Below are 25,520 nucleotides of genomic sequence, written 5' to 3'. Positions count from 1 at the left end.
GAAATGGGATCTATTTTATCTATTATAGGTATATTTATATTAGCTGCACTCAAACTAGAGCAGTTTGTATATGGTAAATCGGGAAAAGAACAATCTACAACAGGCCATATAGCACGACGTGGTATTGCTAACATAGCAGGACTAATAGCCTTTGATCATGCTATAAGTAGTAAGTCTGTTGTAGTAAAGAAAAAGAAGAAAGATGCTCAGAAATGAGCATCTTTCTTCTTTTTTATTCATATCGATAAATGTTGGAAAAATATATCGATAAATTTAAAAATAACACTTGCAATCTTGAATGATATTTGTTATTATATAGACAAAGATAGATATAGATATAGATATAGATTTGGTGATAAGTACACCGATAATAATATAACTGTTACATTGGAACTCAATTAAGGAGGACATAACATGTCTATTATTGGTAAACAACTTCCTGAATTTACTCTAGATGCTTTCAAAAAACCTGAATTAGTAAAAGTTAGTACTGCCGATGTGTTGGGCAAATGGTCCATCTTCGTATTCTATCCAGCAGACTTCACATTTGTTTGCCCTACAGAATTAGAAGACGTACAAAACTCTTATGCAGAATTGAAAGAACTAGGTTGCGAAGTTTACTCCGTATCTTGTGACTCTGAATTCGTTCACAAAGCATGGTCTGATGCTTCTCCAAGCATTAATAAAATCGAGTACTACATGTTAGCTGATAAAAAACATGAATTAGCTGATTTCTTCGACGTATTCCAAGAAGAATCTGCTATGGCTTACCGTGGTACATTCGTAGTAGATCCAGAAGGTTTCGTTCGTACAGCTGAAATCCATGATATGGGTATCGGCCGTTCTGCTGAAGAATTGGTTCGTAAAGTACAAGCGGCTCAATTCGTAGCAAAACATGGTGACCAAGTGTGTCCTGCACGTTGGAAACCAGGTAAAGACACATTGAAACCAGGTCTTGATTTAGTAGGTAAAATCTAATTTAGAAATAACTTAGACGCTAGAATAATCTAGACAGCTCCTCAAATGACAAAACGGGCGCGCATCGTTTTCCTGACGATACGGTAAGTCCCAATACCAGATGAACCCTCTCCAATTCATCATGGTAAACCTCATATAACAAACTACAAACTATACGCAAAAGGACTGGCCTTCGGGCTAGTCCTTTTGTGTTATGTAAAATAGTTAATGTATCGATATGTGTGATTGCTAGTCTAATAATAGAATAAAATAAATCAATAATATAGGCTTAGGCCAATAAATATAAGGGTTTTTAAATACCCCTTTATAAAAGTAGGAAATAAGTTCTTGCATTTTTAGATTTAGTGGTCTATAATGAAATTAATTCCTAGTGATACACAAGGTTTTATAAATGAAGTAGGATAAGTGCTTTATAACATGGGGTGTGTTAGCACTAACTTTTACAAAGAGAGGCAAGATATATGAGGATTTCCACAAAAGGTCGCTATGCATTGATGGTTCTCATCGATTTAGCAGAGGAAGGTCAGGATAAACCGGTTTCCTTGCGATCCGTTGCAGAACGACAAGGTATATCTGAGAAATACCTTGAGGGTATTGTGGCTCGTTTGGGTGCCGCTAACCTAGTGGATAGTATTCGTGGTAAATACGGAGGCTATCGCTTATCTAAAAGCCCTAAAGAGTACACTATTATTGAAATTTTGCTTGCCACGGAAGAATCCATGGCTATCATCTCCACTCTTGATGAAGGGGTGAGTACTGATACAGTAATCAATGAAAGAACTGTTGGTTTCTGGGCAGGATTACAAAACTATATTCATGATTATCTAGAAAACGTAACTCTTCAAGATGTAATTGATGGAACTTACGCTAAACTTGATACAAAATATGATAATTGGGATGGTTCTATTTAATAAGGAGTAACTATTATGTCTAATATTGCAAAATCTTTCGTTGAATTAATTGGTAAAACACCTTTGTTGGCAGCTACACGTTTTGGTAAAAAATATGGCGCAGATGCAAATATTTTTGCTAAATTGGAATACTTTAATCCAGGTGGCTCTGTTAAAGATCGTATTGCTGCAGCAATTATTCAAGCAGCTGTTGAATCTGGTGAATTACAACCAGGTGGTACAATCGTAGAAGCTACATCTGGTAATACTGGTATCGGTTTATCCGCTGTTGGTGCTGCTCTTGGCTATAAAGTTGTAATCGTAATGCCAGAAACAATGTCCATCGAACGCCGTAAATTGATGCTTGGCTATGGTGCTCAACTCGTGTTGACTGATGGATCTCTTGGCATGAAAGGTGCTATTGCAAAAGCTAAAGAAATCGTAACAGCTACAGCTGGTGCCATCGAGGCGGGTCAATTCGTAAATCAAGCAAACCCAGCAATTCACTATAAAACAACTGGTCCTGAAATCTGGCAAGATACAGATGGTGCAGTAGATATCTACGTAGCTGGTGTTGGTACAGGCGGTACTTTGACTGGTGCAGGTCGTTATTTAAAAGAACAAAACCCTGACGTAAAAATTGTGGCTGTTGAACCAACTGATTCCCCAGTATTGTCCAATGGCAAACCTGGTCCTCACAAAATCCAAGGCTTAGGCGCTGGCTTCATTCCGGATACTTTGGATACTAATATTTACGATGAAGTAATCCAAGTAACTAACGATGATGCATTCGCTACATCTCAAGCATTTGGACATACAGAAGGTATCTTAGTTGGTATTTCCTCTGGTGCTGCTCTTTGGGCTGCTCAAGAATTGGCTAAACGTCCTGAAAATAAAGGCAAAAACATCGTAGTAATTCTTCCTGATACAGGTGAACGCTACTTGTCCACTGCATTATTCCCAGAAGTATAATAGAATATGATTGGTGAAAGCTGTGAATATGCTTTCCTAATAGAGCAAAGCCCCTCGGTAGAGGGGCTTTTTTGTGCTTAACATACTGGAGCTTTATTTTAGAGATATTTAATTTGGCATAAAGAAAAAGGAGCTACTAGGTAGCTCCTTTTATATTATGGTATGTATTTAGTTGTTATTATCTACCGTTTTTAACGATATTGTCCATCCAGTTGAATAATTCGTCTAAATCGTAGTCACCAGAATGGTCTACATCAAATGGTGTTGCCATATCTACGTTGTACCCAAGGTTTTGAGCACGTGTACCTACGATCAATGGGATAGCTACGGATGTATTGCTATCAGCTGTACCATAGCGGATACGATAGTAGCGTGCATTTGTCGCTGCTGGAGAACCGAGATAGTTCATTGGGTTCATCATAGTAACGATTTTAGCATTTTCTACGTATACATCTTGGTTAGGTGTTGTATCGTGTAGTGCAGCAGTAATTGTAAAGTGATTATTATCTGTTGAACTTGTACCGAATAAGTTGTTCTCGCCAGAGTCATTAGAACGGGAATCGAATGCACCTGGTGCTTTAGAACGACTTACAAACTGATTGTAAGCTTCCCAGTTAATATCTTTTATAGCGCCTGTTTTATTATCTCGTACAAAGTATGTATGTTTAGATAAATCAGTACCTTTAGCTTGTGCTTTATTAGCTGCATCAATGATGAATGCTTTCACATAATTTTTGAAAGTACCATTGCCATTCTTATCTAGTTTCAATACACGCCCCATAGAGTCATGCAATTGTAAATTATTTACGTATTCTGGGAAGTGTTCGCTTAGTAAGTTAGAGTATGCTACATCATCAGCATTCAAGTTTACACGTTGCATTGTACGTTGCGGAGGAGCTGTATTGCCACCTGCGCTGGCTTGAGGCAATTCACCTTGGCCCATCGTTACTTTATTGAAAGATGTAATACCTTTATAGCTCCATTCATAGGCCATATCAGCCGCATCAAGGTTTGTAATAGGTGCATAGGCAGAAACTGCATATACATTGGTTGCCGCTGTAGCAGCACCTAATGCTTGTAAATATGGTTGGAAGTCAGAGTTGTTACCAGTGGCACCTTGCAATAAGGATACAGCACCACCAGCACTTGTACCATTAGTGATGATACGATTTGCATTACCTGGCATTGTGGAATCGTTAGCATGTAAGTATGCTGTGGCAGCTTGTAAGTCAACAATAACTGCAGGCGCTTTACCGATAAAGTTGCCATCGGATGCTTTATTTGTACGACCGCGTGTAGCCGGGGAAGCTACTACATAGCCACGGGATAATGCGTAAAGAACACTATTAGGTTTGCCATTTTCTACTTTTGGAGTCATAGCTTGGCTTGGCATATAACCACCTACCGCATTTGGCATGAAGATAGGGGCTGTTTGCGTATTGTAACCATTTATAGTGCCATTGTTGAAGTATTCTTCTGGTACATAAATGTTCATGTACTGTTGATCGATATCGATTGGATTAGCCACGTAAGGGATATATTCGAAGGCGCGATATTTGATTTCCTTATTATCTACAGTAGTAGACATGGATTCATAATTCTTCACGTCGAAAGCAAGGCTAATCTTCGCAGATGTATCGGCCTGCAATGGTGGTTCTATTGGTTGAGAAAGAATATTTTTTTCTTCCGTTACACCAGCACCTTTTGTGGAAGCTTCATTACGAGCATCTACATAAGATTGAGGTAATTTATTTTCTTGAGCTTTAGCTTGTGCCTCAGCTTCGGCTTTAGCTTTTGCCTCAGCTTCGGCTTGTGCTTTAGCTTCAGCTTCAGCTTGTGCTTTAGCTTTTGCTTCTGCCTCAGCCTGAGCTTTAGCGGCGGCTTCAGCTTGTGCTTTAGCTTTTGCTTCTGCCTCAGCCTGAGCTTTAGCGGCAGCTTCAGCTTGAGCTTTAGCTTTTGCTTCTGCCTCAGCTTGAGCTTTAGCGGCGGCTTCCGCTTCAGCTTTAGCTTTTGCCTCTGCTTCAGATTGAGCCTTAGCAGCAGCTTCAGCTTGTGCTTTAGCAGCAGCCTCTGCTTCTTCTTTTGCTAATTGCTCGGCAGCTAAACGTTCTTGCTCTTCTTTGATGGCAACTTGTCTTGCCATTTCTGCTTGTTGTGCTGCAATGCGATCTTGTTCAGCTTTGAGTGCCGCTTCACGTTCAGCTTTAGCTTGTTCGGCAGCAATACGTTGTTGTTCAGCTTTCAAAGCTGCTTGACGTTCTGCCTCAGCTTGCTCCGCTGCGATACGCTCTTGATCAGCTTTTATAGCCGCTTGACGTTCTGCCTCAGCTTTAGCAGCAGCTTCTGCACGTTGGCGAGCAGCTTGTTCAGCAGCGATACGTTGTTGTTCAGCTTTTAAGGCGGCTTGGCGTTGAGCTTCAGCTTGTTCAGCAGCGATACGTTCTTGTTCAGCTTTCAAAGCCGCTTGACGTTGAGCTTCAGCTTGCTCTGCAGCCATACGTTGTTGTTCCGCTTGTATAGCCGCTTGACGTTGAGCCTCGGCCTGTTGTTGTGCAATGCGACGTTGTTCCTCTTGGATACGAAGACGTTCTTGCTCTGCAGCTTGACGTTGTGCTTCAGCGATACGAGCTTGTTCAGCTTGCTGTGCAGCGATACGCTCTTGCTCGGCTCTTAGAGCTGCTTGACGTTGAGCTTCAGCTTGCTCGGCAGCGATACGTTGTTGTTCCGCTTGTTGAGCTGCAATACGAACTTGTTCTGCTTTTAAAGCCGCTTGACGTTGAGCCTCAGCTTGTTGCTGTGCAATCCGTTGCTGTTCCGCTTGCATAGCCATTTGACGTTGTTGTTCTGCTAGAATTGCAGCTTGACGCTGAGCTTCAGCTTGTTTCTGAGCAACCATTTGCTGATCAACTTGGTTTGTACCTGCTTGTTGCGCCGCTTCTTCTGCTGCTAATTGAGCTAATCTTTCACGTTCTGCACGTTGAATATCTCGAATAGTTAATTTTTGTTTTGCTACAACGGCTTTAGTTTGAGTTGTATTAGCAATAACTAAAGGAGTTGTAGATTCTTGTTGAACCATTACAGGAGTACGTTGTACCTGTGTCGTTTGTACTTGCTGTTTGCCATCAACTTGTTTTTGTACTGTAACAGGTTCAGTTTTACGTTGTACGTTCATCAAGCTATGCATGGCCAATGTTGGTTCCATGACAGCATTAGTTTGTTTGTTAACAACATATTGTGGTTGTGAAACAGCCCGTTGTTGATCTGATAAAGCTTTCGCAATATCGTTTACAGGTACTGGACGTACACGCGGTATTAAAGGTGTTACCTTTGGAACTGATTGTGTAGTTACAGGGGTAGGCTGAGTTGCCATAGGTCGTACGACTGGAGTAGCAATATTATTATTGCCTTGAGCCGTTGATTCAGTGGTAGTGTTCGAACCTACTAAATCATTCATGTTGAGGGTAGGGGCTGCGTGGGCAACACCACCCAACGCTGCTGCTGCAAAAAATGCGGCAGTGACCTTACGTTTCCTAGATGATTTCATGAATTACTCTCCGAACTAGAATTGAAAAAAATAATTTATAATTTTAAAATTTATTTATATTTATATAGTTTAACATAAATCGATATATTTGTACAATTTATAGAAGAATAGATGAATACTGGATGAGTACGAAGAAGATAGACTTAGAAAAATATAAATAAATTTAAAGTACGTAGAATAGTGATCATTACTTTTATATTATCTATAATGATTTGAAATGGCATTTTTCGTATGTGTACATCTTTCTATAAAATATGATATGCTTTTTGTAATTTAACGGAATTTCAATTATAAAGGAGAGAATATGTTTAGAAAATTCTTGCTAGCCTGTATGGTACTAGCTACTTTTACCATACAGACACAAGCGATATCGATTAATGAGTTAAATAGTTCACCACAGTTTAAAAATGTATATGAGAAAACATATTCTTATGATGATAATTCAAGTAATAGGGATGTATTCTTTTTAAATACCTATTCTGTGGAAAGTTTAGAGTATGCAGCTCCACATTATAAGCTGAAAGGTACTATTTATTCTGTTAGCGAACGGGCTCATGGTGAGGCTATTACGGAATATGAATTGACTGCCACCTATAATACGAATTACTCGTTAGCTAGTTTAATACAAGCTCAGCAGAGTGTAAAACCATCACCAGCTATGTATGCAGTGATTAAGGCTGCACAAGATGAGTCTGGTATACAAATTGAATTACAAGCGGTCAAACGATACACTTGGGATGGCACTGCGGTTAATAGCCCAGCTAGATTGCTACATCAATCACGACCACTTGATCGTAGTCGCTCCGATCAAGATCTCTTTGCTATAGCAGATGCCATGTTTGTCGTTGCATATCAGCAGCATTTCGATGATATTGTGGTGAAATGAGGTGCCATATGAAACGTTTCTTAATTTTAATGGCTATCTTATGCGTATGCGGTGTTTCCGTTAATTCTGTGAAAGCAGTTTCTAATGCTGAATTACAAGATACTAGCCGTTTCGAACACATTATATCTAAAGGTGACACTGGTGGTGGAGATGGTAAATATATTGAGTTGAGCACACTTCGAGATATATCTACCGATGCACGTATAAAAAGCATAGAAACTAAGATATACGTTGTATTGCCTTCGTCAGATTTGATTCGAGAATATACAATTCATTATGACTATAATCTAAATTATTCCTTTGCTCATTTAGTGGCAAAAGTTCCAGAATTTAAACAACAATTTCCTGATTTCCATTTAGGTGAAATATGGAATATAAAAATGGATAATTCTGGTATTGTAGGGACTGTTAAGGCTCAACAGGACTATACTCTTAATGGTGAAAGCAAACCAACAAAACCTGGTTATAAAGGGTATGAGCATGTTACTTTCCTAACGCCTACAGACTTTGATTTTGAAAGCTATCATGTAGCAAATCAAGTATTCAAAAAAGTTTTCGGTGTATTTTATGATGATGTAATTCGATAGTTTGTATAAGAAAAGGACTAGAACATTTTGTTCTAGTCCTTTTACCGTATATAGTATTTTTCTATAAGTGTGGTTTTTAGCTATAGGTAGTAGTATAACCTAGCTTTCACAATTATTTTTTTAGGCTTGGTTTTACAAGTGCCAAGATGAAGCAAGCCACAACGGAACCGATTGCGATGGATGCAAGGTATAGAAGTGGGTTACCGATTGTAGGTACTACGAAGATACCGCCATGTGGAGCGCGTAATGTACACTCGAAGAACATGGACAACGCACCAGCTGTACCAGCACCGATGATGCAAGCTGGTAATACGCGAACTGGATCAGCCGCTGCAAATGGGATAGCACCTTCAGTGATGAAGGAGAGGCCCATGATGTAGTTTGTAATACCAGATTTACGTTCTGCTTCTGTAAAGCGGCTAGGGAAGAATGTAGTACAAAGCGCGATTGCCAATGGCGGAACCATACCACCTGCCATAACAGCTGCCATGATACCGTATTCACCAGTAGCAAGGGCGCCAGTACCGATAACGTAAGCAGCCTTGTTTACAGGGCCGCCCATATCAACGGACATCATGGCACCAAAGATAAGACCTAACAATACGCGGCTAGTAGTGCCCATAGATTGTAAGGAGTCCATTAACCAGTGGTTAAGTGCAGATACAGGAGGGTTGATTACGAAGGTAATAGCGAGGCCGATGAACAATACACCGAGTACAGGATAGAAGAGAACTGGTTTTGTACCTTCTAATGCTTGAGGCAAACCAGATACTAATTTCTTAACTAATAATACTAAATAACCTGCTGCAAAGCCGGCAATCAATGCACCAAGGAAACCAGAGCCGCCTTGGTTAGCCAATAAGCCACCAACGAAACCAGCCACAAGACCTGGGCGATCAGCAATACTCATAGCAATGTAACCAGCTAATACTGGCAACATGAATCCAAAGGATGCACCACCGATTTGCATTAAGAAGCCAGATAAAGGTGTGCCAGAACCAAAGTTTTTAGGATTCGCAGGATCGAATGTATCGAATAAGAATGCAAGGGCAATCAAGATACCGCCACCAATAACGAATGGCAACATGTGAGATACGCCGTTCATCAAGTGTTTGTAGATTTGACGACCTACGCTGTCAGATGCGCTAGCAGCAATTTCAGCAGCTTCGCGGTCTGCCGCGGATGCTTGGTATACAGGTGCTGTGCCAGCCATGGCTTCGGTTAAAAGCTCTTCTGCTTTATTGATACCGTTCGCAACCTTCGTTTGAATCATAGGTTTGCCGTTAAAGCGCGCCATTTCTACTTGACGGTCAGAAGCGACGATGATGCATTTAGCATGAGCAATTTCTTCTGCTGTAAGAGCATCTTTAACACCAGAAGCACCATTTTTCTCAACCTTTAAGGAAATGCCCATTTCTTTGGCTTTTCGTTCTAAAGATTCTGCAGCCATGTAGGTATGAGCAATACCAGTAGGGCAACCAGTTACAGCCAATACATCGTAGTGCGGGTTATCTACAGAAATCTTAGGAGCCACTTTTTCGATAGCTTCCGTAGCTTTAGCTTCGATAGCATCGGTAATACTTGGAGTCTCTTGAGATTCTGGCTGTTTGATATATCCTTCAACGGATGGGTCAAAGTTACCTTGCTCTTTAGCTGTTACGAGTTCCAAGAAACGTTCTACAGTTGGTGCAGCGATGAGGGCTTCTTTGAAATCCGGGTCGATAACCATCATAGCTAATTGGCTCAATACCTCTACATGAGTATCAGCAGCGCCTTCAGGGGCAGCGATCATGAAGAATAAACGAGAAGGTTGGCCGTCGAGTGCTTCAAAGTCTACGCCGTGAGGTACAACCATTGCTGCCAGGCCAGCTTCTTTTACACCTGCGGATTTAGCATGTGGTGTAGCGATACCGTCGCCAAGGCCAGTAGAGCCAGATTCTTCACGAGCGAAAACGGCTGCTAAGTATTCAGCTTTGTCGATGAGGTTGCCGCCTTTTTCCATTAATTCCCCTAAGGTATAAATAGCGTCAGCCTTCGTAACAGGGTCTGCATTTAGCAAGACGGATTGAGGTTTTAATAAATCAGTGATTTGCATATATGTACTCCTTGATGCAAATAAAATATAAAACTAGTTAGCTCGTACTTGTGAAAGTAGTGCTTCTACTTCTGCAAGTGTAGCGAGATTTTCAGAGTAAGCGGAGGCTGAGCCACTGGAGATGCCCCAGTATAGAGCCTCTTGTAGGTCGTCTGTTTTCTCAAAGCCTGTAATAAATCCGGCTACCATGGAATCGCCAGCACCTACAGAATTTACGAGGATTCCTTTAGGAGCAGGGCTCGTATATACTGTTCCGTCAGCAGCGACTAGGATTGCTCCATCACCAGCCATGGAGATAAGCACGTGTTGTGCGCCTTTCTCTTGCAAAGCCTTAGCCGCTTCTACCAGGTCATCTTTAGTAGAGAGGGTGCGGCCAAAGATTTCACTAAGCTCGTGATTATTTGGTTTAATCAAGAACGGTTTATATGGCAATACTCGTGTAAGTAAATCCTTTGTAGCATCTACGACGATGCGAATATTTTTATGTTGTAAGCGCTCCATAATGAGTTCGTACATATCGCTTGGTAAGCTAGAAGGAATACTACCTGCAAGGATTAATGTATCCTTTTCTGTCAATGCATCGAGCTGCTTGTATAGGGCCTCTAATTCGTCATCCGAGATAATTGGGCCACGACCGTTAATCTCTGTTTCTTCATCAGAGGCTTTCACCTTAACATTGATGCGGGTCAAACCTTCGCGAAGGCGAATAAAATCTTCTTTAACGCCGAAGTTATTGAGCTGCGTTACGATTTCTTCACCTGTAAAGCCGGCGATGAAACCGAGTGCCGTTGTATCCATGCCTAAGTTGTTAAGAACGATAGATACGTTGATACCCTTGCCACCACCAAGTATGTATTCTTGGGTGGTGCGATTAATGGTACCAGTCTTGAGTTGCTCAAGTCGTACGATATAATCTAGGGCTGGGTTAAAGGTAATGGTGTAAATCATACAAATTCCCCTTTAAGATTAATTAATTAGCCTATGATTTGTTGATTTTGTAATTGACGTATGATTGATTTTGTAATTAGCGTATCATTGATTGATCTTGATTCCGTAGTCGTAACCAGTAAAGGAGTGGTACGAGATATAGGAAGAAGGCGAATGGTACATAGCCGGCTGTGCTAGTACCCATCATAACTACAGGTACATAAGCAGCGATGTTCCATGGTAATAGTGAAGCAATGAGAATGCCACTGTTTTCAAAGTCGAGCATCACATCTTCATCTTGAATGCCGCGCTGTGCGTAGGTAATACGCATAATAGAATGTGTCATTACAACCGCAATAGCTTGGCTACAGCCTACAGCGCCTGTTAAGAGTGCGAGACCTACATTGGCAGCAAATACATCGCTCCGCGTTTTAGCTCGCTCTAATAGTTGTCTAATATCATTCCAGAAGCCAACCCCTTCGAGCATGCCAGAAATGGCAGTGGCCATAAAGATGGATAGGGTAGGGATAAACATCGTTTGTAATCCGCCGCCATGAATGATATTGGCCAGTGGATTATAATGTGGTAGCTCAAAGCCCGTTAAGGTATACCAGCCTAAATCGGAAAGGGTAGCCCCTTGATTAGTATAAGCCAGAATGGCTGCGGCTAATGCGCTGAGGCCGATAGGCCAACGGATAGATACTTTCAAAGGCAATAAAGCGATGACGATAATCACTGGAATCCACAATGTCCAATCAATATTGAAGATAAAATGGATTGTATCGGATAACAAACTATTTTCATAGTTTAGCGGGAACCACTGGGACAGTATTAGGTAGAGCACTGTAGAAATAACAAGTGCAGGTAGTCCCGCTCTAAACATAATTGGTATATTACTAGAAACCTTAGTATGTGTTAAGGCTGCTACCAGTGATGCGCTAGATGACAATGGGCCGTTGCGATCACCAAAGTACGCACCGGCTATAATGGCACCTGCTACGATATCCTCTGGAATATTACCGGCTCTTGCCATCGTGATGAATACAATGCCTATGGTGCCTACAGTACCGAAAGCTGTACCTAATAGCATGCTAACAATCGCTGTTATTAAGAAGGCACAAGCAATAAAGAGGGACGGATCAATCAAGTCGATGCCGGTGGCGATAATCATAGGGATGATGCCTGCTGCTTGCCACATAGCAATGAGCCAACCGATAAGCAAGAATATTTGCATTACTACAATCGATGTTTTAGCACCTGTCCATGATAGGTTTAGTAGTTCTTTTGGTTGGTATCCTTTGCGATAGAATACATAGGCCATGATGCACCATACCACTATCAAGGCGTAACCAATAGCAATACCGTTAGCCACAGCGATGATAATGACGAGGATAGATATGAGTAAACCTATGAGCGACTCCGTATTTTTCGGCATTAGAGAACGGCCTTGTTGATACTTTAGAAACGCATTTAATATAAGTTGTAACCACTTCATTTTAATCGATAGGAAGTTCTGTTTCGAAGACTTCCTCAGCAGGGCCAGTCATGAGCACCGTGCCATCCTCCAAGTATGAAATATGTAATGTTCCTAAATAAAGCTCTACATCTACTTCGCGACCAGTTAAGCCTTTTTCAAAGGACATAACAGCAGAGGCACAAGAGCCTGTACCACATGCTAAGGTAGCGCCGGCACCGCGTTCCCATGTGCGAACCTTGATGTGCTTATCATTTACTACCTCAATGTAGTTAACATTTGTATTGGATGGGAATGCATCGTGTTTTTCAATGATAGGACCTTGTGTCGTTACAGGTGCCGTTGTAATGTCATTGATATACACCTCTGTATGAGGCACGCCGAGTAATACGGAGCTTACCGTTACTGTTTCGCCGTTTACATCGAGGTCTACATCGATAACCTTATCCATATTTACATCCATCGGAATGTCTTGGGCTGCAAAGAATGGCTTGCCCATGTCTACAGTAACTTGTGTGACTATACCATTTTCGATAGTTAAGGTAGGTTTCATTACACCGGCCAAGGTTTCGATGGTAAAAGTTTCTTTAGTAATTTCTCCGTGTTCATAGGCATATTTGGCAAAGCAACGGATTGCATTACCGCACATTTCTGCTTCACTACCATCAGAGTTAATAATGCGCATGCGCACATCACAGGTTTTTGAAGGAACTAGAATGGCAAGACCGTCGGCACCGATACCAGTACGACGATCGCAAAGGCGAATCGCCAAATCAGTATAGTCCTTGTTAGCACCTTGAGGGTCGGCAAAGAGGATGAAATCATTGCCAAGACCATGCATTTTAGTTAATTTCATAAAGTCTCCTATCAATAAGTAAGACTTTCACCATGAAGCCCGTGAAAGTCTCATATGTATATTATTATATATTCTATATTATATCATAAATGACCCTTAATTATGTGGTGGAACTTTATAAAATTATAGCGAAAGTAAGCGAAAAATAACCCACGTGGGACGATTAAATGGGCGGATATAAAGGGCTCTATTACTTTATTGTTTGTCAGAGAAATGATAAAATATAGAGTAATGTAGTTTATCGTAATAGAAAGAGGAACACATATGCGAATTCAAGGGATTTCTGGATCTCGTGGCGTTGCAGTAGGCAATGTATATAGATATATTCAAGAGGAAATTGTCATTCCTGATTACACTGTAGCAGAGGATAAGGTAGAAGCGGAAATTGGTAAGTTCGCTTCTGCTATGGCAGCTACCTTAAAGCAATTAGATACAATTCGTCAAAAGGCGTTGAAAGACATGGGTCCTGAAGAGGCGGCTATTTTTGAAGCGCATATGCAAATCGCGCAAGACCCATCCTTGTCTGATGGTATTAAATCCCTTGTTGAGACTAGCCATACAAATGTGGTAGCGGCTACAGCTCAAACTATTGAAACCTTTGCGAATATCTTCCTCGGTATGGAAGATCCATATATGCGTGAACGCGGTGCAGATATCAAAGATATTGGTGATCGTTTGATGCGCAATATGTTAGGCATGAACCCTCGTGGTTTATCCCATATTTCTGGGGAGGTTATCTTGGTGGCTCATGATTTGGCACCATCTGATACAGCTTCTCTTGATAAAAATGTGGTAAAAGGCATTGTAACAGCTGCTGGTGGTCCTACATCTCATGCGGCTATCATGGCGCGCACCTTGGAAATTCCTGCCGTTATGGGCGTTGGTGACATTGAAGGCTTCGTAGATGGCGAGAAAGCTGTTGTACTTGGTACAGATGGTATTGTGGAAACAAATCCATCTGATGCGGATTGGACTGAATATACAAATCAAGCGGCTGCATACCAAGAGGAATTGAAACGGTTGCGCGAATCTGCCAATCTTGAAGCTAAGACTACTGATGGTCATCATGTAGAATTATTCGGTAACATCGGTAAGTCTAAAGATGCTAAACACGCTCTTACAATGGGCGCACAAGGCATCGGCTTATATCGTACAGAATTCTTGTACATGGAAAACGACGAGTTACCAACAGAAGATGTACAGTTTGAAGAATATAAAAAGGTTGCAGAAGATATGCAGGGCCAACCTGTTATTATCCGTACTATGGATATCGGTGGCGATAAGGAATTGAAATGCCTTGATTTACCAAGTGAAATGAATCCATTCCTTGGTTATCGTGCGATTCGTATTTCCTTGAACCGTCCGGATATCTTCAAAGTACAATTGCGTGCGTTATTGCGTGCTAGTTCCTTTGGCGATATTCACATCATGTACCCTATGATTGCTTCCGTAGAAGAAGTGAAACAAGCGAATGCTATGCTCGAAGAATGTAAGGCAGAACTTACAGCTGAAGGCAAAGAATTCAACAAGGATATCAAGGTTGGCATTATGATCGAAGTACCAGCGGCGGCTGTTATTTCTCCAATCTTAGCAAAATATGTGGACTTCTTCAGTATCGGTACAAATGATTTATGCCAATATACACTGGCGGTAGACCGTATGAACGAATCTATTGGTTCTCTATATCAACCATTGCATCCAGGTGTATTACGTCTTATCAAGCATGTTATCGATGCGAGCCATGAACAAGGTAAATTTACAGGCATGTGCGGTGAACTTGCTAGTGACCCTGTAGCTACAATGATTCTATTAGGCCTTGGCCTTGATGAATTCTCTATGACAGCGTCATCTATACCACTTATTAAGAAAATCTTGCGTTCCGTTTCTAAAGCAGAATGTGAAGAGGTGGCTAATAAAGCACTTTCCATGGATACAGCTGAAGAAATTACAGAATATGCTAAATCTGTACTAGCCGAAAAAGACTTACTATAATTCTGTATAGATTAAAGATAAACGTTAAGCGAATCAGTATATAGTAAATAACTTTTAATATACTTGAATTGAAATGCTTGAAATTGATACAATATATCTATTAGAACGTATGGGATAGGTACTACCTATCGAGATAGAAAGAGGTTATTATGAAAGAATTAACAGTAGAAATTACTAACGAATCTGGTTTACATGCTCGTCCTGCTACAGCTTTCACACAATTGGCTGCTAAATACGCTTCCAAAGTGACAATCGCTGCTAACGGTAAAACAGCTGATGCTAAATCCATTTTAACTGTATTGACTTTGGGCGCTACAAAAGGCACATCTGTTACATTGACAGCTGACGGTGCTGACGAAGATGACGTACTCGCTGCATTGAGCGAATTCTTAACAACTAACCACGACTAATACTTTGTGGTAATATAAAGGACTCTACGAATGTAGAGTCCTTTTTTCTTGAGCCATATATGATGGATGTTTTAATCAGATTTGATTTTTATTTGCTTTTTCGGGGGAGCTTCACGATTTAGTAGAGCCTTGTTTTTGGTAAAAAAAGAAGAGGCCTCTTAGCCTCTTCTTTATTTTCCCATGTTTGCAAAACGCTCTACAGCTTTTGTAAAGTCGCTAATGGTTTTCTCTACGTCACCGTGTTCGATACCATCTCGCACGCAGTGGTTGATATGTCCTTCAAGAACTACTTGACCTACTTTATGTAGTGCAGATTTAGCTGCATTAATTTGGCTCAACACATCTTCGCATGGAATGTCTTCTTCAATCATTCGATCAATAGCTTGCACTTGACCAAGGATTTTACGCAATCGACGATGTAGATTTTCTGAATCCATACATTGTTTCATAATACTCCTCCAATGGGCATGTTTTTATCATCTTTACTATTATACTCCATGTAAAGTTTATAATACAACTTAATAAGTATACCTAATATGCATTAAATCTACATATATAGATTTATATTATATATGGATATATGTGAATATCTGTATTTAAAGGTACTTTTAAATATATACTTTTAAAATAGAATGAAATATATTTTATATTATACGCATCTATTTAGACCTTGTAATATATATCTTCTTCTTAATTGATGTGATACAATACATTTAATACACAATGTGTTTGTATATGTATATAAGGTGCTGTAATACATAATAGATTTTAAATTTGTCTATGGGTATATACTACGGACCTTTATGAAATAGGTGAAAGCAATGAAAGTGTTTCGCTACCTTCGGAATCTAGTGGTGTTCGTGGTGGTCATCATATTGGCCATGTTTATATATGACGGATACCATAGCTTTCAAGGTACAGATCGTGAAAGTAAGGCTCACACAACTGTTGAAAAACGCATAGAACAAGGTGAAGATACCCTCAGTCGTACAGATCGTATCATACGAATATTTACATTTAAAGAAAAGGTAGAGACGGCCCTTAATCAACGTGTTTCTAAAGAACACTGGGTGAAGGGTGATGTCATTCCAGAATATACAAAGAATGCACTTATCGCTATTGAGGATAAGCGGTACTATAAACATGGAGCTATTGATGTGCTCGGTATTATTCGCGCCTTTTATACCAATACTATAGCAGGCGAAACTGTAGAGGGGGGGAGTACTATTACACAACAAGTAGTAAAAAATCTCTTCCTTTCATCAAAACGCATCATGAGTCGTAAGGTAGAGGAAGCAATCCTTGCTAGTGAAATGGAACATTACTACTCGAAAGAAGAAATCCTCACCATGTATTTAAATACTGTATATTATGGTCATAATTACTACGGTATTTACGAAGCTGCTCATGGCTATTTTGGAACAAGTCCAAGCCGATTGACACTAGGTCAAAGTGCCATGTTAGCCGCCTTGCCTAATGCACCATCTTATTTGGATCCCTATACGAACTATAAAGGGGCTAAGGCTAGACAAAAACTGGTGCTTGAACAAATGGTAGACCAAGGCATGATTACACAAGCGGAAGCGGACTATGCATACCAACAAGACCTAGGACTTGTGGATGAATAATTGAATATATTTTATAATCTCTGTTTGCTAATGAATAATTAATTGGCGAACAGAGATTTTTTTGCTACATTAGTAATAATAGATACATTTAGAGAGAGTTTTGAGTATTAGGAGCATAATTATTGGATAATATTGAATTAAAGCAGTATGAGGAAGGCAATTTTTTATCTATTTATATTGGAGCAAAACCTATTATTAAGTTTGCTATGCTTCGATTGGAGAATTTTATATCCTATTATTTAAGAGGTCCTGGAGGATTAGATTATAAGTCTGAAGCACTTGATATTGATTCCTATGCCCGTGAAATCTTTTATATTGAACAAACAGATGCTAATAAATTTGAAAACTGGATAGTTTACTACGATGATGAACATGATTGTATGACTGTAAGGCATTGTTTTTGGGATAAAGCGTTAGATAGAGAACAAATAATGACTGATGAGTCTTTGCGAGTTGCTGTTAGAGAGCAATACATTGTGGATTCAATCCCACATATTCAAAATGAGACCGTTATAGGCGTAAATGAAATAGATAAAAATAATATTTTAAATAGTATAAATGCTTTCGATATAGCGATATCTAAGATAAATATATTAAAGCTATTTAGCAATGTAGACTACAGTACAGGTGATTATAGAATTTCTAGGTCTTATGATTTAGATGTTCGTATTGAAGCGATTATTAATGAAGCTCAAAATGAGCTTTACTCGGTTATAGGTGAAATTCAGTCTTTAATAGTTAATACTTTAAAAGCATCAATAAATACAACTACAGATTATAAGATAGCTTTAGATTACCAGTTTTCACCTATTGATATTAAGTAAGAATAGATAGTCCATCGTAAGAAATGAAGCTATGTCTAGTATTAAATCACTGAATATAGCTTTTTTATTATGTTAGTTCGGAATCGAAATATATTACTAAATTGAATAAAAATAATGCTTGCATTTATAATTATACAGGTGTATACTATTTTTTGTCAGAAAGAGGGAATGACCGTTGAGCTAGATGCCACGGTGCTTTCACAATTATCTGATATAATATTGATTATATGAGTTTAAATACATAGTAAGTTTTTTATGAGGTGTTATCATGGGTAAAGCAAATAAAGTAGTACTCGCATATTCTGGTGGTTTAGACACATCCGTTATCATTCCTTGGTTAAAAGAAAATTATGGAGCTGAAGTTATCGCAGTGTGCGTAGACTTGGGCCAACCTGAGGATTATGATGCAGTTGAGAAAAAAGCAATCAAATCCGGTGCTTCTAAAGCGTACATCGTTGATGCTAAAGAAGAGTTCGTAAAAGATTATGTATGGCCAACAGTAAAAGCGGGTGCAGTTTATGAAGGTAAATATTTATTAGGTACATCCTTCGCTAGACCTTTAATCGGTAAAATCCTTGTAGATATTGCTAAAAAAGAAGGTGCTGATGCTATCGCTCACGGTGCGACTGGTAAAGGTAATGACCAAGTTCGTTTCGAACTTGCTATCAAAGCATTGGCTCCTAATATGAAAATCATCGCTCCTTGGAGAGAATGGGATTTGAAATCCAGAACAGACTGCATGGAATACGCTGCTAAACATGATATTCCAGTTGTAGCTACGAAATCCCATCCATATTCCATGGACCAAAACGTATGGCATTTGTCCCATGAAGGCGGCGATCTTGAAAATCCAGCAAATGCTCCTAAAGATGATGTGTACTTGGTAACACATACTCCTGAACAAGCTCCAGATGAAGCTGGTTATGTAACTGTATTCTTCAAAGATGGCGTACCTGTAGCAGTAGATGGCCAAGAAGGTACTCCATTACAATTATTAGAAAAACTCAACGAAATCGGTGCACACTATGGCGTAGGCGTTGTAGATATCGTTGAAAATAGATTAGTAGGCATGAAATCCCGTGGCGTTTATGAAAACCCAGGTGGATCCATCATCATGTATGCTCATAGAGAACTTGAATACCTTTGCCTCGACAGAGCTACATACCACTACAAAGAACTTATTGCTAACAAATACGCTGAACTTGTATACGATGGCATGTGGTTCGCACCATTGATGAACGCTTTGCAAGCATTCGTTGATGAAACTCAAAAAACTGTAACTGGTGAAGTAAAACTTAAATTGTACAAAGGCAACATTATCTCTGCTGGTGCAACTTCTCCATACTCCTTGTACAGCGAAGATTTCGTAACATTCGAAGAAGATGATGTATACAACCAAGCTGATGCGGCTGGTTTCATCAACTTGTTCGGTTTACCTCTTAAAATTAATGCATTAATGAAAGAAAAGGCAGGTAAATAATGGCTAAATTGTGGGGCGGGCGTTTCACAAAAGGCACTGATAAAGCGGTAGAGGATTTTACATCCTCTATCGCTTTTGATGCGCGGATGTACGCCGAAGATATTGCAGGCAGTAAAGCACATGCTACAATGCTGGCAAAACAAAATATTATCTCCGACGCAGATCGGGATGCTATTGTTGAGGGCTTAACAAAGATTAAAGGCCAAATCGATAAAGGGGAGTTCCCATTCTCCGTAGCTCTTGAAGATATTCATATGAATATTGAAAAGCGCTTAACCGATGATATCGGCGAAGCAGGTGGCCGCTTACATACAGGTCGTAGCCGTAATGACCAATGTGCAGTTGATTTACATATGTACGTGCGTAAAGCCGTAGTAGAAATGGGCGAGCTCATCGTAGATATGCAAAAAGCCCTCATCGAAACAGCTGAAAAATACAGTGATGTTATCATGCCTGGCTATACGCATTTACAACGGGCGCAACCTGTATTATTTGGTCATCATATGATGGCATACTTCTCTATGCTAGAACGCGACTTTGACCGTTTGTTGATGGTCTTCAAACATGCAGATATCATGCCACTTGGTGCAGGGGCCTTAGCAGGTTCTACATACGGTATTGATCAAACTTATACGCAAAAGCTACTCGGCTTCTCTCGTATTTATGAAAATAGTATGGATGCCGTATCCGACCGTGACTATGTAGTTGAATTCTTGTCCTTTGCATCTCTTGTGATGATGCACTTGAGCCGTCTTAGCGAAGAATTGATTTTGTGGTCTACCAATGAGTTTAACTTCATTGAACTCGATGATGCTCACTGCACAGGCTCTAGCATTATGCCACAAAAGAAAAATCCTGACGTATGTGAACTTGTTCGTGGTAAAACAGGTCGTACCTATGGCCACTTGTTAGGTTTATTAACTACATTAAAAGGCTTGCCACTTACATATAATAAAGATATGCAAGAGGATAAAGAGGGCATTTTTGATGCTATCGATACAGTACACTTTGCATTGTCCATTAATGCGGCTATGGTCCGTGGTATGAAGGTCAATGGGGCGCATATGAAAGCTGTCCTCGATGATGACTTCTCTAATGCTACAGATATGGCCGATTACCTTGCGAAAAAAGGCGTTCCATTCCGTGAAGCTCATGAAATCGTAGGTAATGCTGTACATCATTGCATTGAAAAAGGTTGCGTATTGCTTGATTTATCTGTTGACGATTTCAAAGCTATATCCGATCACTTTGATGCAGATATCCTTGATGCCATTTCCATCGAAGCTTGCATAGCTGGCCGTAATAACTATTCTGGTACTGCGCCAGAATGTGTGGAAAGACAACGGAACAATGGTAAAGCTGTTATCGCCGGAGAAGAAAAACAAATTGCTCAGTGGAAAGCAATTGTTGAATCTGTGCAAGCATAACTGCTTTAGTAAGCCTAATGTTTTGATTTAGGGCCACATCCTGTACAAGAGTAACATTCAGAGTAATCGTTACATGTGACATTGAAAATTTAAGATCGATATACATATAAGTCTTATGTTAAAGCGCTTTATATTAACCTTTAAGCTTATGTGTATATCGATTTTTTTATTTGAATGATAGATAATTTCTAGAAAAGAGGTATTCTAATTGATAAATTACTATTAAAATAGTGTAAATTTGTGTACGCATACAGTGGACTGCGCGAAAACAATAGTCTTGTACTACGACACTATAACCATGATAGATAGTAAAAATCACATATATACACAGAATAAAATGGGGTAAAAATATACCCTGTCATTGATAAAATGAGTTCTGTTCGTTTTAGATGATAAATTAACTATAATTTATTCAATTCGTGTAATAATGCTTGTCCGCCAATAAAGTACTTTCATTTTGGGTTCATAGGTGTTATTATTTAATTCGTAATAAGAATAACAACGGTAAATTCACATTCAAGCCCATCACAGCACGAACTGAATTTACTTAGCGGTATATTATATTTAAGTGAATTATGGACGAGAAAAAATTCACCTTTTGAAAGGGGATTGATACATGAAAACCACCGCTAAAAAAATGTCTGTATTCCAGCTAACCACAATGGTAGCAGCCAATATGCTAGGAGCTGGGATCATTATGTTACCAACTAATTTGGCTCAAGTTGGTACTATTTCAGTTTTATCTTGGCTCGTAACAGCTGTGGGTGCGCTTCTGTTAGCGTATATTTTTGCTCAAGCGGGTATGTTCTCTCAGATTAGAGGGGGCATGGGCGGTTATGCAGAACACCGCTTCGGTAAAACTGGACATTTTATGGCGAGCTATGCTTACAGCATATCTCTCATCATTGCTAATATCGCCATCGCGGTATCTGCCGTAGGTTATGGCGCAGCTTTCTTTGGTGTTGACCTTAATGCAACACAAACAAGCCAAGTAACAATTGTGCTTTTGTGGTTTGCAGCGATTTTGAACTTCCGTGGTAATCGCTTCACAGGTCGACTCAGCAACATGACTATTTGGGGCTCTATTGTGCCGGTTTTATTAATTGGTACAATCGGCTGGTATTGGTTTGACCCGTCTATTTATTGGGCGGCTTGGAACCCAAATGATCTTCCGTTTTACGATGCAGTAAAACAATCCATTTCCCTCACTTTGTGGGGCTTCCTAGGATTTGAGTCCGCAGCGGCTAATGCTGATGCTGTTGAGAATCCAAAGAAAAACGTACCTATCGCAACTGTAGCGGGTACATTAGCAGTGGCAGTGGTTTACATCTTGTCCACAAACGTTATGGCCGGTATCGTGCCTAACATCGACTTATTAAATTCTAACGCACCATTCGGTTTGACATTCGTATACATGTTCAATGATACAATTGCAAATATCGTGATGGCTGCAATGGTTATTTCTTGCTTTGGCGCTTTACTTTGCTGGCAATTCACATTGTCTCGCGTATTTAAAAGCGCAGCGGAACATGGTTACTTCCCTAAAGTATTCGCTCGTGTAAATAGTAATGATGCTCCTGTTCGTGGCGTATTCATTCTACTCGCTGTTGAAACATTACTTACATTGTTCACTGCAAGTGATTCTTTGCGTGAGCAATTTGAAGTATTGGTAAACTTAGCGGTTGTAACTAACGTAGTACCATATGTATTGTGCATCTTAGCTGTACCTACAATGATGCGTATGGCTGGCGTAGCTGAAAGCCGTATTAAACGCTACAATTACGTATTTGGTGCAGGCGTTGTGTATTGCTTATATGCTATCTATGCATGTGGCTTTGATGCTATGGTTGGTAGTGCCGTGGCAGTAAGCATTGGTCTTGTGATCTATGTTTTGCGTAAAGCGTGGGCTACACGCAAAGCGCACCGCTTACAACAAAGTATCGATTAACTGAATATCTCTCGTCTTATAAGAGGCTGTTACTTAGTAACAGCCTCTTTTTGGTATATTAATCAGACTTATTAATTATAATTTTATTGATTATAAATAATTGATAGTTGCTAAAGTGATTAAGAGTTTTTTCGGTATGTATAAAAAAAATTCATGAGAAAATTACCATTATAATAATAATTAATATATATACAGTTGGATACAGTTAATACGGAAAAAATCATATATATAAAGTGATTTGTATGGGTTTATACATAAATAGAGACTTGTTCAGTAATCGATAATTTTTATTAGTATAAAAATTATATTGATTTTACTAAATATAACAATACCCCTAAGGGGTATATGTATTGTAAACATATTATTAATATAGTATATTTATAATCGATAAAAATGAATAAACTAATGAGTGTCGGGGTATACCGAGCGTAAAAGAGGAAAATGGGTGTAAATCCCATACTATGCAAATAGCTGTAATGAGGAGCAAGGTTTCATTATAGGGTCACTGGGAAACTGGGAAGGCCGAAATATTGCGATGAATCATGAGTCAGAAAGCCTGCTCTAAATGTATGGTATTGTACATACTATACTTAATTTAGGTTAGTCAGGTGGACTAACCTTTTTTGTCGTTTTCCTATATGCACCTCTGCTATATCGGGAGAAATAAGCATATTAGTTGTTCATTTAGATTATTGTAGTATTTAGAGAGTATAGGAGGAGGCGCCTATGGGCAAACGCTTTGCTAAACAGCTAGGTCAATTCATTGTTACACTGTTTGGCATTACTTTTTTAACATTTTGTCTCACTTATTTAGCACCAGGCGATCCAGTAACGATGTTACTAGAAACGGCAGATACAATTGTATCTCAGGAGCTTATCGATGAAACTCGAGCTCAGCTTGGGTTAGATAAACCGTTTATAGTGCAATATGCAAACTGGGTTGTGAATGCTGCACAAGGTGACTTAGGGATGAGTTACTCTGCTAAAAAGCCTGTTGTAGATCGTATGTTGGAGGCTTTGCCAGGGACAGTTATGCTAGCAGGTACAGCATTAGTATTTACATTGCTCTATGCATTGCCGGCAGGGATTATAAGCGCCTTAAATCGAAACAAATGGATCGACTATCTGTTGCGCGTTGCTTCCTTTGTAGGCGTGTCTATGCCATCATTCTGGTTAGGCCTTGTACTGATTTATATCTTTGGCCTTAAATTAGGACTTGTTCCTATTGCATCTTCTCGTGTAACTCCTATCGGTGTAATTCTACCAGCCGTTACATTAGCTGTTGTAGTCGGGTCCAAGTACATGCGCCAAGTTCGTCTCGTTATTCTTGAAGAAATGCAAAAGGATTATGTTATCGGCGCACGTGCTCGTGGTGTGAGTGAGATGAAAATTTTATTCGGTCATATTTTGCCTAATGCAGTATTACCACTTATCACTATACTGGGCGTTGTTATCGGTTGGTTATTAGGCGGTGTTGCAGTTATTGAAATGGTATTCTCCTGGCCTGGCCTTGGGAATATGGCAGTATATGCCATTACCATGCGCGACTATCCATTGATCGAAGGTTTTGTGTTGTGGGTTGCCTTAGCATATATGTGTATTAATGCATTAGTTGATGCGTCATATATCTTGTTAGACCCTAGATTAAAAAGGGAGAGAGCATAATGGCAGAATTTATTCAAAAACATAAATTGTTCTCTTTCTATAGCGCCTTGATGATTGTGGTAGTTCTCATAGCTATATTTGCACCATGGCTTGCTCCGGGTGATGCTTTTAGCTCAAATCTGAGTCAAGCATTACAAGCGCCAAGTAGTCAACATTGGTTTGGTACAGATAAGCTTGGTCGTGATGTATTGTCTCGCATCATTTATGGTACACAGTTATCCTTGTTTATGGGTGTCAGTATCGTTGTTATCATGGTAAGCATTGGTACTATTATCGGTGCTGTAGCTGGTTATTTCGGCGGGAAAATCGAAATGGTCCTCATGCGTCTTGCGGACATTATGCTATCCTTCCCGGGTGTAGTATTAGCCATTGCCATTGCTGGTATTTTGGGTGGTAGCATTGTGAATACGATTATAGCGCTATCTGTAGTTGGTTGGGCAAAATATGCTCGTCTTGTACGGTCTATGACGTTGAAAGTTCGCGGTGAAGAGTATGTAACGGCGGCTGTCATGATGGGGGCCTCTACAACGACTATTCTAAGACGTCATATCATTCCCAATATCCTTCCTCTTGTTGTTACAACAGGGGCTCTTGATATTGGGGCTATCATGATTGAAGTAGCAGGTCTTTCCTTCCTTGGATTTGGTGCTCAACCACCAACACCAGAATGGGGCCTTATGCTTAACGAAGGTCGTCAATATTTACAAACCAGTCCATGGCTGATGGCATTCCCTGGTATGTCCATCCTTATCGTAGTTGCTATCTTTAACCTTTGGTCTGATTCCTTACGGGACGTAGTGGATCCTAAGAACCAAGGTTAGTTATGTGTGATGCTTATTTATAGGTTGTGTTGTGAAAGTTGTTATATAAATAGGCGGTAATAAGGTTTTTCCATTATGACTATTGTAGATTGTAGTGGTCATGATGTGTATGTTTT

At 39.8% G+C, this 25,520-nt stretch carries 21 protein-coding genes and 1 riboswitch; of the genes, 15 read left to right on the top strand and 6 right to left on the bottom strand.

Annotated elements, in window-relative coordinates:
- The first annotated feature begins 3 nt into the window (after positions 1–3).
- The 4 genes from VEIT17_RS08115 (at position 4) to cysK (ending at position 2,840) form a co-directional block, all read left to right on the top strand.
- Positions 4–216, top strand: coding sequence for a hypothetical protein (locus VEIT17_RS08115; protein WP_178885570.1), 213 nt, complete (start codon positions 4–6; stop codon positions 214–216).
- Between the two features lie 198 nt (positions 217–414).
- Positions 415–978, top strand: a complete 564-nt coding sequence (ahpC, locus tag VEIT17_RS08110) for an alkyl hydroperoxide reductase subunit C (RefSeq protein ID WP_004698190.1) — start codon at positions 415–417, stop codon at positions 976–978.
- Between the two features lie 461 nt (positions 979–1,439).
- Positions 1,440–1,889: an RrF2 family transcriptional regulator gene (locus VEIT17_RS08105; RefSeq protein ID WP_156719234.1), complete on the top strand. Its 450-nt coding sequence runs from the start codon at positions 1,440–1,442 to the stop codon at positions 1,887–1,889.
- A gap of 15 nt (positions 1,890–1,904) precedes the next feature.
- Positions 1,905–2,840: a cysteine synthase A gene (gene cysK / locus VEIT17_RS08100; RefSeq protein WP_178885568.1), complete on the top strand. Its 936-nt coding sequence runs from the start codon at positions 1,905–1,907 to the stop codon at positions 2,838–2,840.
- Positions 2,841–3,018: 178 nt separating this feature from the next.
- Here the strand turns inward: cysK and VEIT17_RS08095 are convergent, their stop codons facing one another.
- Complete coding sequence (locus tag VEIT17_RS08095) at positions 3,019–6,384, bottom strand: subtype B tannase (RefSeq protein ID WP_178885566.1); 3,366 nt, start codon at positions 6,382–6,384, stop codon at positions 3,019–3,021.
- 304 nt (positions 6,385–6,688) lie between these two features.
- On the opposite strand from VEIT17_RS08095, the gene VEIT17_RS08090 reads away from it, so the two are divergent.
- Positions 6,689–7,270, top strand: coding sequence for a hypothetical protein (locus VEIT17_RS08090; RefSeq protein ID WP_178885564.1), 582 nt, complete (start codon positions 6,689–6,691; stop codon positions 7,268–7,270).
- An 8-nt stretch (positions 7,271–7,278) separates the two neighbouring features.
- On the top strand, positions 7,279–7,857 hold the full coding sequence (locus tag VEIT17_RS08085; RefSeq protein ID WP_178885562.1) for a hypothetical protein: 579 nt from the start codon (positions 7,279–7,281) through the stop codon (positions 7,855–7,857).
- 112 nt (positions 7,858–7,969) lie between these two features.
- Here the strand turns inward: VEIT17_RS08085 and VEIT17_RS08080 are convergent, their stop codons facing one another.
- The 4 genes from VEIT17_RS08080 to dapF form a co-directional block, all read right to left on the bottom strand.
- On the bottom strand, positions 7,970–9,952 hold the full coding sequence (locus tag VEIT17_RS08080; RefSeq protein WP_178885560.1) for a PTS fructose transporter subunit IIABC: 1,983 nt from the start codon (positions 9,950–9,952) through the stop codon (positions 7,970–7,972).
- A 33-nt stretch (positions 9,953–9,985) separates the two neighbouring features.
- Positions 9,986–10,900 carry a 1-phosphofructokinase gene (pfkB, locus tag VEIT17_RS08075; RefSeq protein WP_178885558.1) on the bottom strand — a complete coding sequence of 305 codons (915 nt, stop codon included), beginning with the start codon at positions 10,898–10,900 and terminating at the stop codon, positions 9,986–9,988.
- A gap of 76 nt (positions 10,901–10,976) precedes the next feature.
- A complete protein-coding gene (locus VEIT17_RS08070; RefSeq protein WP_178885556.1) occupies positions 10,977–12,374 on the bottom strand; it encodes a Na+/H+ antiporter NhaC family protein in 1,398 nt (465 codons plus the stop codon).
- A 1-nt stretch (position 12,375) separates the two neighbouring features.
- The gene (dapF, locus tag VEIT17_RS08065) at positions 12,376–13,209 is read right to left on the bottom strand and encodes a diaminopimelate epimerase (protein WP_178885554.1); all 834 of its coding nucleotides are present in this window, start codon (positions 13,207–13,209) and stop codon (positions 12,376–12,378) included.
- Positions 13,210–13,473: 264 nt separating this feature from the next.
- Between dapF and ptsP the strand changes: the two genes are divergently transcribed.
- The gene (gene ptsP / locus VEIT17_RS08060) at positions 13,474–15,201 is read left to right on the top strand and encodes a phosphoenolpyruvate--protein phosphotransferase (RefSeq protein ID WP_178885553.1); all 1,728 of its coding nucleotides are present in this window, start codon (positions 13,474–13,476) and stop codon (positions 15,199–15,201) included.
- Between the two features lie 149 nt (positions 15,202–15,350).
- The gene (locus tag VEIT17_RS08055) at positions 15,351–15,611 is read left to right on the top strand and encodes an HPr family phosphocarrier protein (protein WP_178885550.1); all 261 of its coding nucleotides are present in this window, start codon (positions 15,351–15,353) and stop codon (positions 15,609–15,611) included.
- A 170-nt stretch (positions 15,612–15,781) separates the two neighbouring features.
- On the opposite strand, the gene VEIT17_RS08050 is transcribed toward VEIT17_RS08055, so the two are convergent.
- Positions 15,782–16,060: a metal-sensing transcriptional repressor gene (locus tag VEIT17_RS08050; RefSeq protein WP_004695033.1), complete on the bottom strand. Its 279-nt coding sequence runs from the start codon at positions 16,058–16,060 to the stop codon at positions 15,782–15,784.
- 372 nt (positions 16,061–16,432) lie between these two features.
- Between VEIT17_RS08050 and VEIT17_RS08045 the strand changes: the two genes are divergently transcribed.
- From VEIT17_RS08045 to nikC, 7 genes are all read left to right on the top strand, one after another.
- A complete protein-coding gene (locus VEIT17_RS08045; protein ID WP_178885548.1) occupies positions 16,433–17,239 on the top strand; it encodes a transglycosylase domain-containing protein in 807 nt (268 codons plus the stop codon).
- 122 nt (positions 17,240–17,361) lie between these two features.
- Positions 17,362–18,063 (top strand): hypothetical protein, encoded by a 702-nt coding sequence (locus VEIT17_RS08040; RefSeq protein ID WP_129823427.1) that lies wholly within the window; start codon positions 17,362–17,364, stop codon positions 18,061–18,063.
- Between the two features lie 268 nt (positions 18,064–18,331).
- Complete coding sequence (locus VEIT17_RS08035) at positions 18,332–19,543, top strand: argininosuccinate synthase (protein WP_178885546.1); 1,212 nt, start codon at positions 18,332–18,334, stop codon at positions 19,541–19,543.
- Positions 19,543–20,970: an argininosuccinate lyase gene (gene argH / locus VEIT17_RS08030; protein WP_178885544.1), complete on the top strand. Its 1,428-nt coding sequence runs from the start codon at positions 19,543–19,545 to the stop codon at positions 20,968–20,970. Before VEIT17_RS08035 ends, argH begins: the two co-directional genes overlap by 1 nt.
- Before the next feature lie 616 nt (positions 20,971–21,586).
- Entirely contained in the window at positions 21,587–22,918 is a 1,332-nt protein-coding gene (gene potE / locus VEIT17_RS08025; protein WP_178885542.1) for a putrescine-ornithine antiporter, read from the top strand.
- 390 nt (positions 22,919–23,308) lie between these two features.
- A riboswitch (cobalamin riboswitch) is annotated at positions 23,309–23,496 on the top strand.
- 148 nt (positions 23,497–23,644) lie between these two features.
- Positions 23,645–24,583, top strand: coding sequence for a nickel ABC transporter permease (gene nikB, locus VEIT17_RS08020; protein WP_178885540.1), 939 nt, complete (start codon positions 23,645–23,647; stop codon positions 24,581–24,583).
- Positions 24,583–25,404 (top strand): nickel transporter permease, encoded by an 822-nt coding sequence (nikC, locus tag VEIT17_RS08015; protein ID WP_105089750.1) that lies wholly within the window; start codon positions 24,583–24,585, stop codon positions 25,402–25,404. The genes nikB and nikC overlap by 1 nt, the downstream gene beginning before the upstream one ends.
- The last annotated feature ends 116 nt before the right edge of the window (positions 25,405–25,520 follow it).

It is taken from the genome of Veillonella nakazawae, assembly GCF_013393365.1.
Taxonomy (GTDB): Bacteria; Bacillota; Negativicutes; order Veillonellales; family Veillonellaceae; genus Veillonella; species Veillonella nakazawae.
The sequence above is the reverse complement of the archived record's forward strand: the minus strand, read 5'-3'. Positions and strand labels throughout refer to the sequence as shown.

Bases quoted from the DNA above. Each gene is read 5' to 3' on its own strand.
- VEIT17_RS08035 (WP_178885546.1), top strand. From the start codon at position 18,332: ATGGGTAAAGCAAATAAAGTAGTACTCGCATATTCTGGTGGTTTAGAC.
- VEIT17_RS08055 (WP_178885550.1), top strand. From the start codon at position 15,351: ATGAAAGAATTAACAGTAGAAATTACTAACGAATCTGGTTTACATGCT.
- VEIT17_RS08085 (WP_178885562.1), top strand. From the start codon at position 7,279: ATGAAACGTTTCTTAATTTTAATGGCTATCTTATGCGTATGCGGTGTT.
- cysK (WP_178885568.1), top strand. From the start codon at position 1,905: ATGTCTAATATTGCAAAATCTTTCGTTGAATTAATTGGTAAAACACCT.
- pfkB (WP_178885558.1), bottom strand. From the start codon at position 10,900: ATGATTTACACCATTACCTTTAACCCAGCCCTAGATTATATCGTACGA.
- ahpC (WP_004698190.1), top strand. From the start codon at position 415: ATGTCTATTATTGGTAAACAACTTCCTGAATTTACTCTAGATGCTTTC.
- VEIT17_RS08080 (WP_178885560.1), bottom strand. From the start codon at position 9,952: ATGCAAATCACTGATTTATTAAAACCTCAATCCGTCTTGCTAAATGCA.
- argH (WP_178885544.1), top strand. From the start codon at position 19,543: ATGGCTAAATTGTGGGGCGGGCGTTTCACAAAAGGCACTGATAAAGCG.
- VEIT17_RS08070 (WP_178885556.1), bottom strand. From the start codon at position 12,374: ATGAAGTGGTTACAACTTATATTAAATGCGTTTCTAAAGTATCAACAA.
- VEIT17_RS08045 (WP_178885548.1), top strand. From the start codon at position 16,433: ATGAAAGTGTTTCGCTACCTTCGGAATCTAGTGGTGTTCGTGGTGGTC.
- ptsP (WP_178885553.1), top strand. From the start codon at position 13,474: ATGCGAATTCAAGGGATTTCTGGATCTCGTGGCGTTGCAGTAGGCAAT.
- VEIT17_RS08050 (WP_004695033.1), bottom strand. From the start codon at position 16,060: ATGAAACAATGTATGGATTCAGAAAATCTACATCGTCGATTGCGTAAA.
- nikC (WP_105089750.1), top strand. From the start codon at position 24,583: ATGGCAGAATTTATTCAAAAACATAAATTGTTCTCTTTCTATAGCGCC.
- VEIT17_RS08095 (WP_178885566.1), bottom strand. From the start codon at position 6,384: ATGAAATCATCTAGGAAACGTAAGGTCACTGCCGCATTTTTTGCAGCA.
- VEIT17_RS08090 (WP_178885564.1), top strand. From the start codon at position 6,689: ATGTTTAGAAAATTCTTGCTAGCCTGTATGGTACTAGCTACTTTTACC.
- potE (WP_178885542.1), top strand. From the start codon at position 21,587: ATGAAAACCACCGCTAAAAAAATGTCTGTATTCCAGCTAACCACAATG.
- dapF (WP_178885554.1), bottom strand. From the start codon at position 13,209: ATGAAATTAACTAAAATGCATGGTCTTGGCAATGATTTCATCCTCTTT.
- nikB (WP_178885540.1), top strand. From the start codon at position 23,645: ATGGGCAAACGCTTTGCTAAACAGCTAGGTCAATTCATTGTTACACTG.
- VEIT17_RS08105 (WP_156719234.1), top strand. From the start codon at position 1,440: ATGAGGATTTCCACAAAAGGTCGCTATGCATTGATGGTTCTCATCGAT.
- VEIT17_RS08115 (WP_178885570.1), top strand. From the start codon at position 4: ATGGGATCTATTTTATCTATTATAGGTATATTTATATTAGCTGCACTC.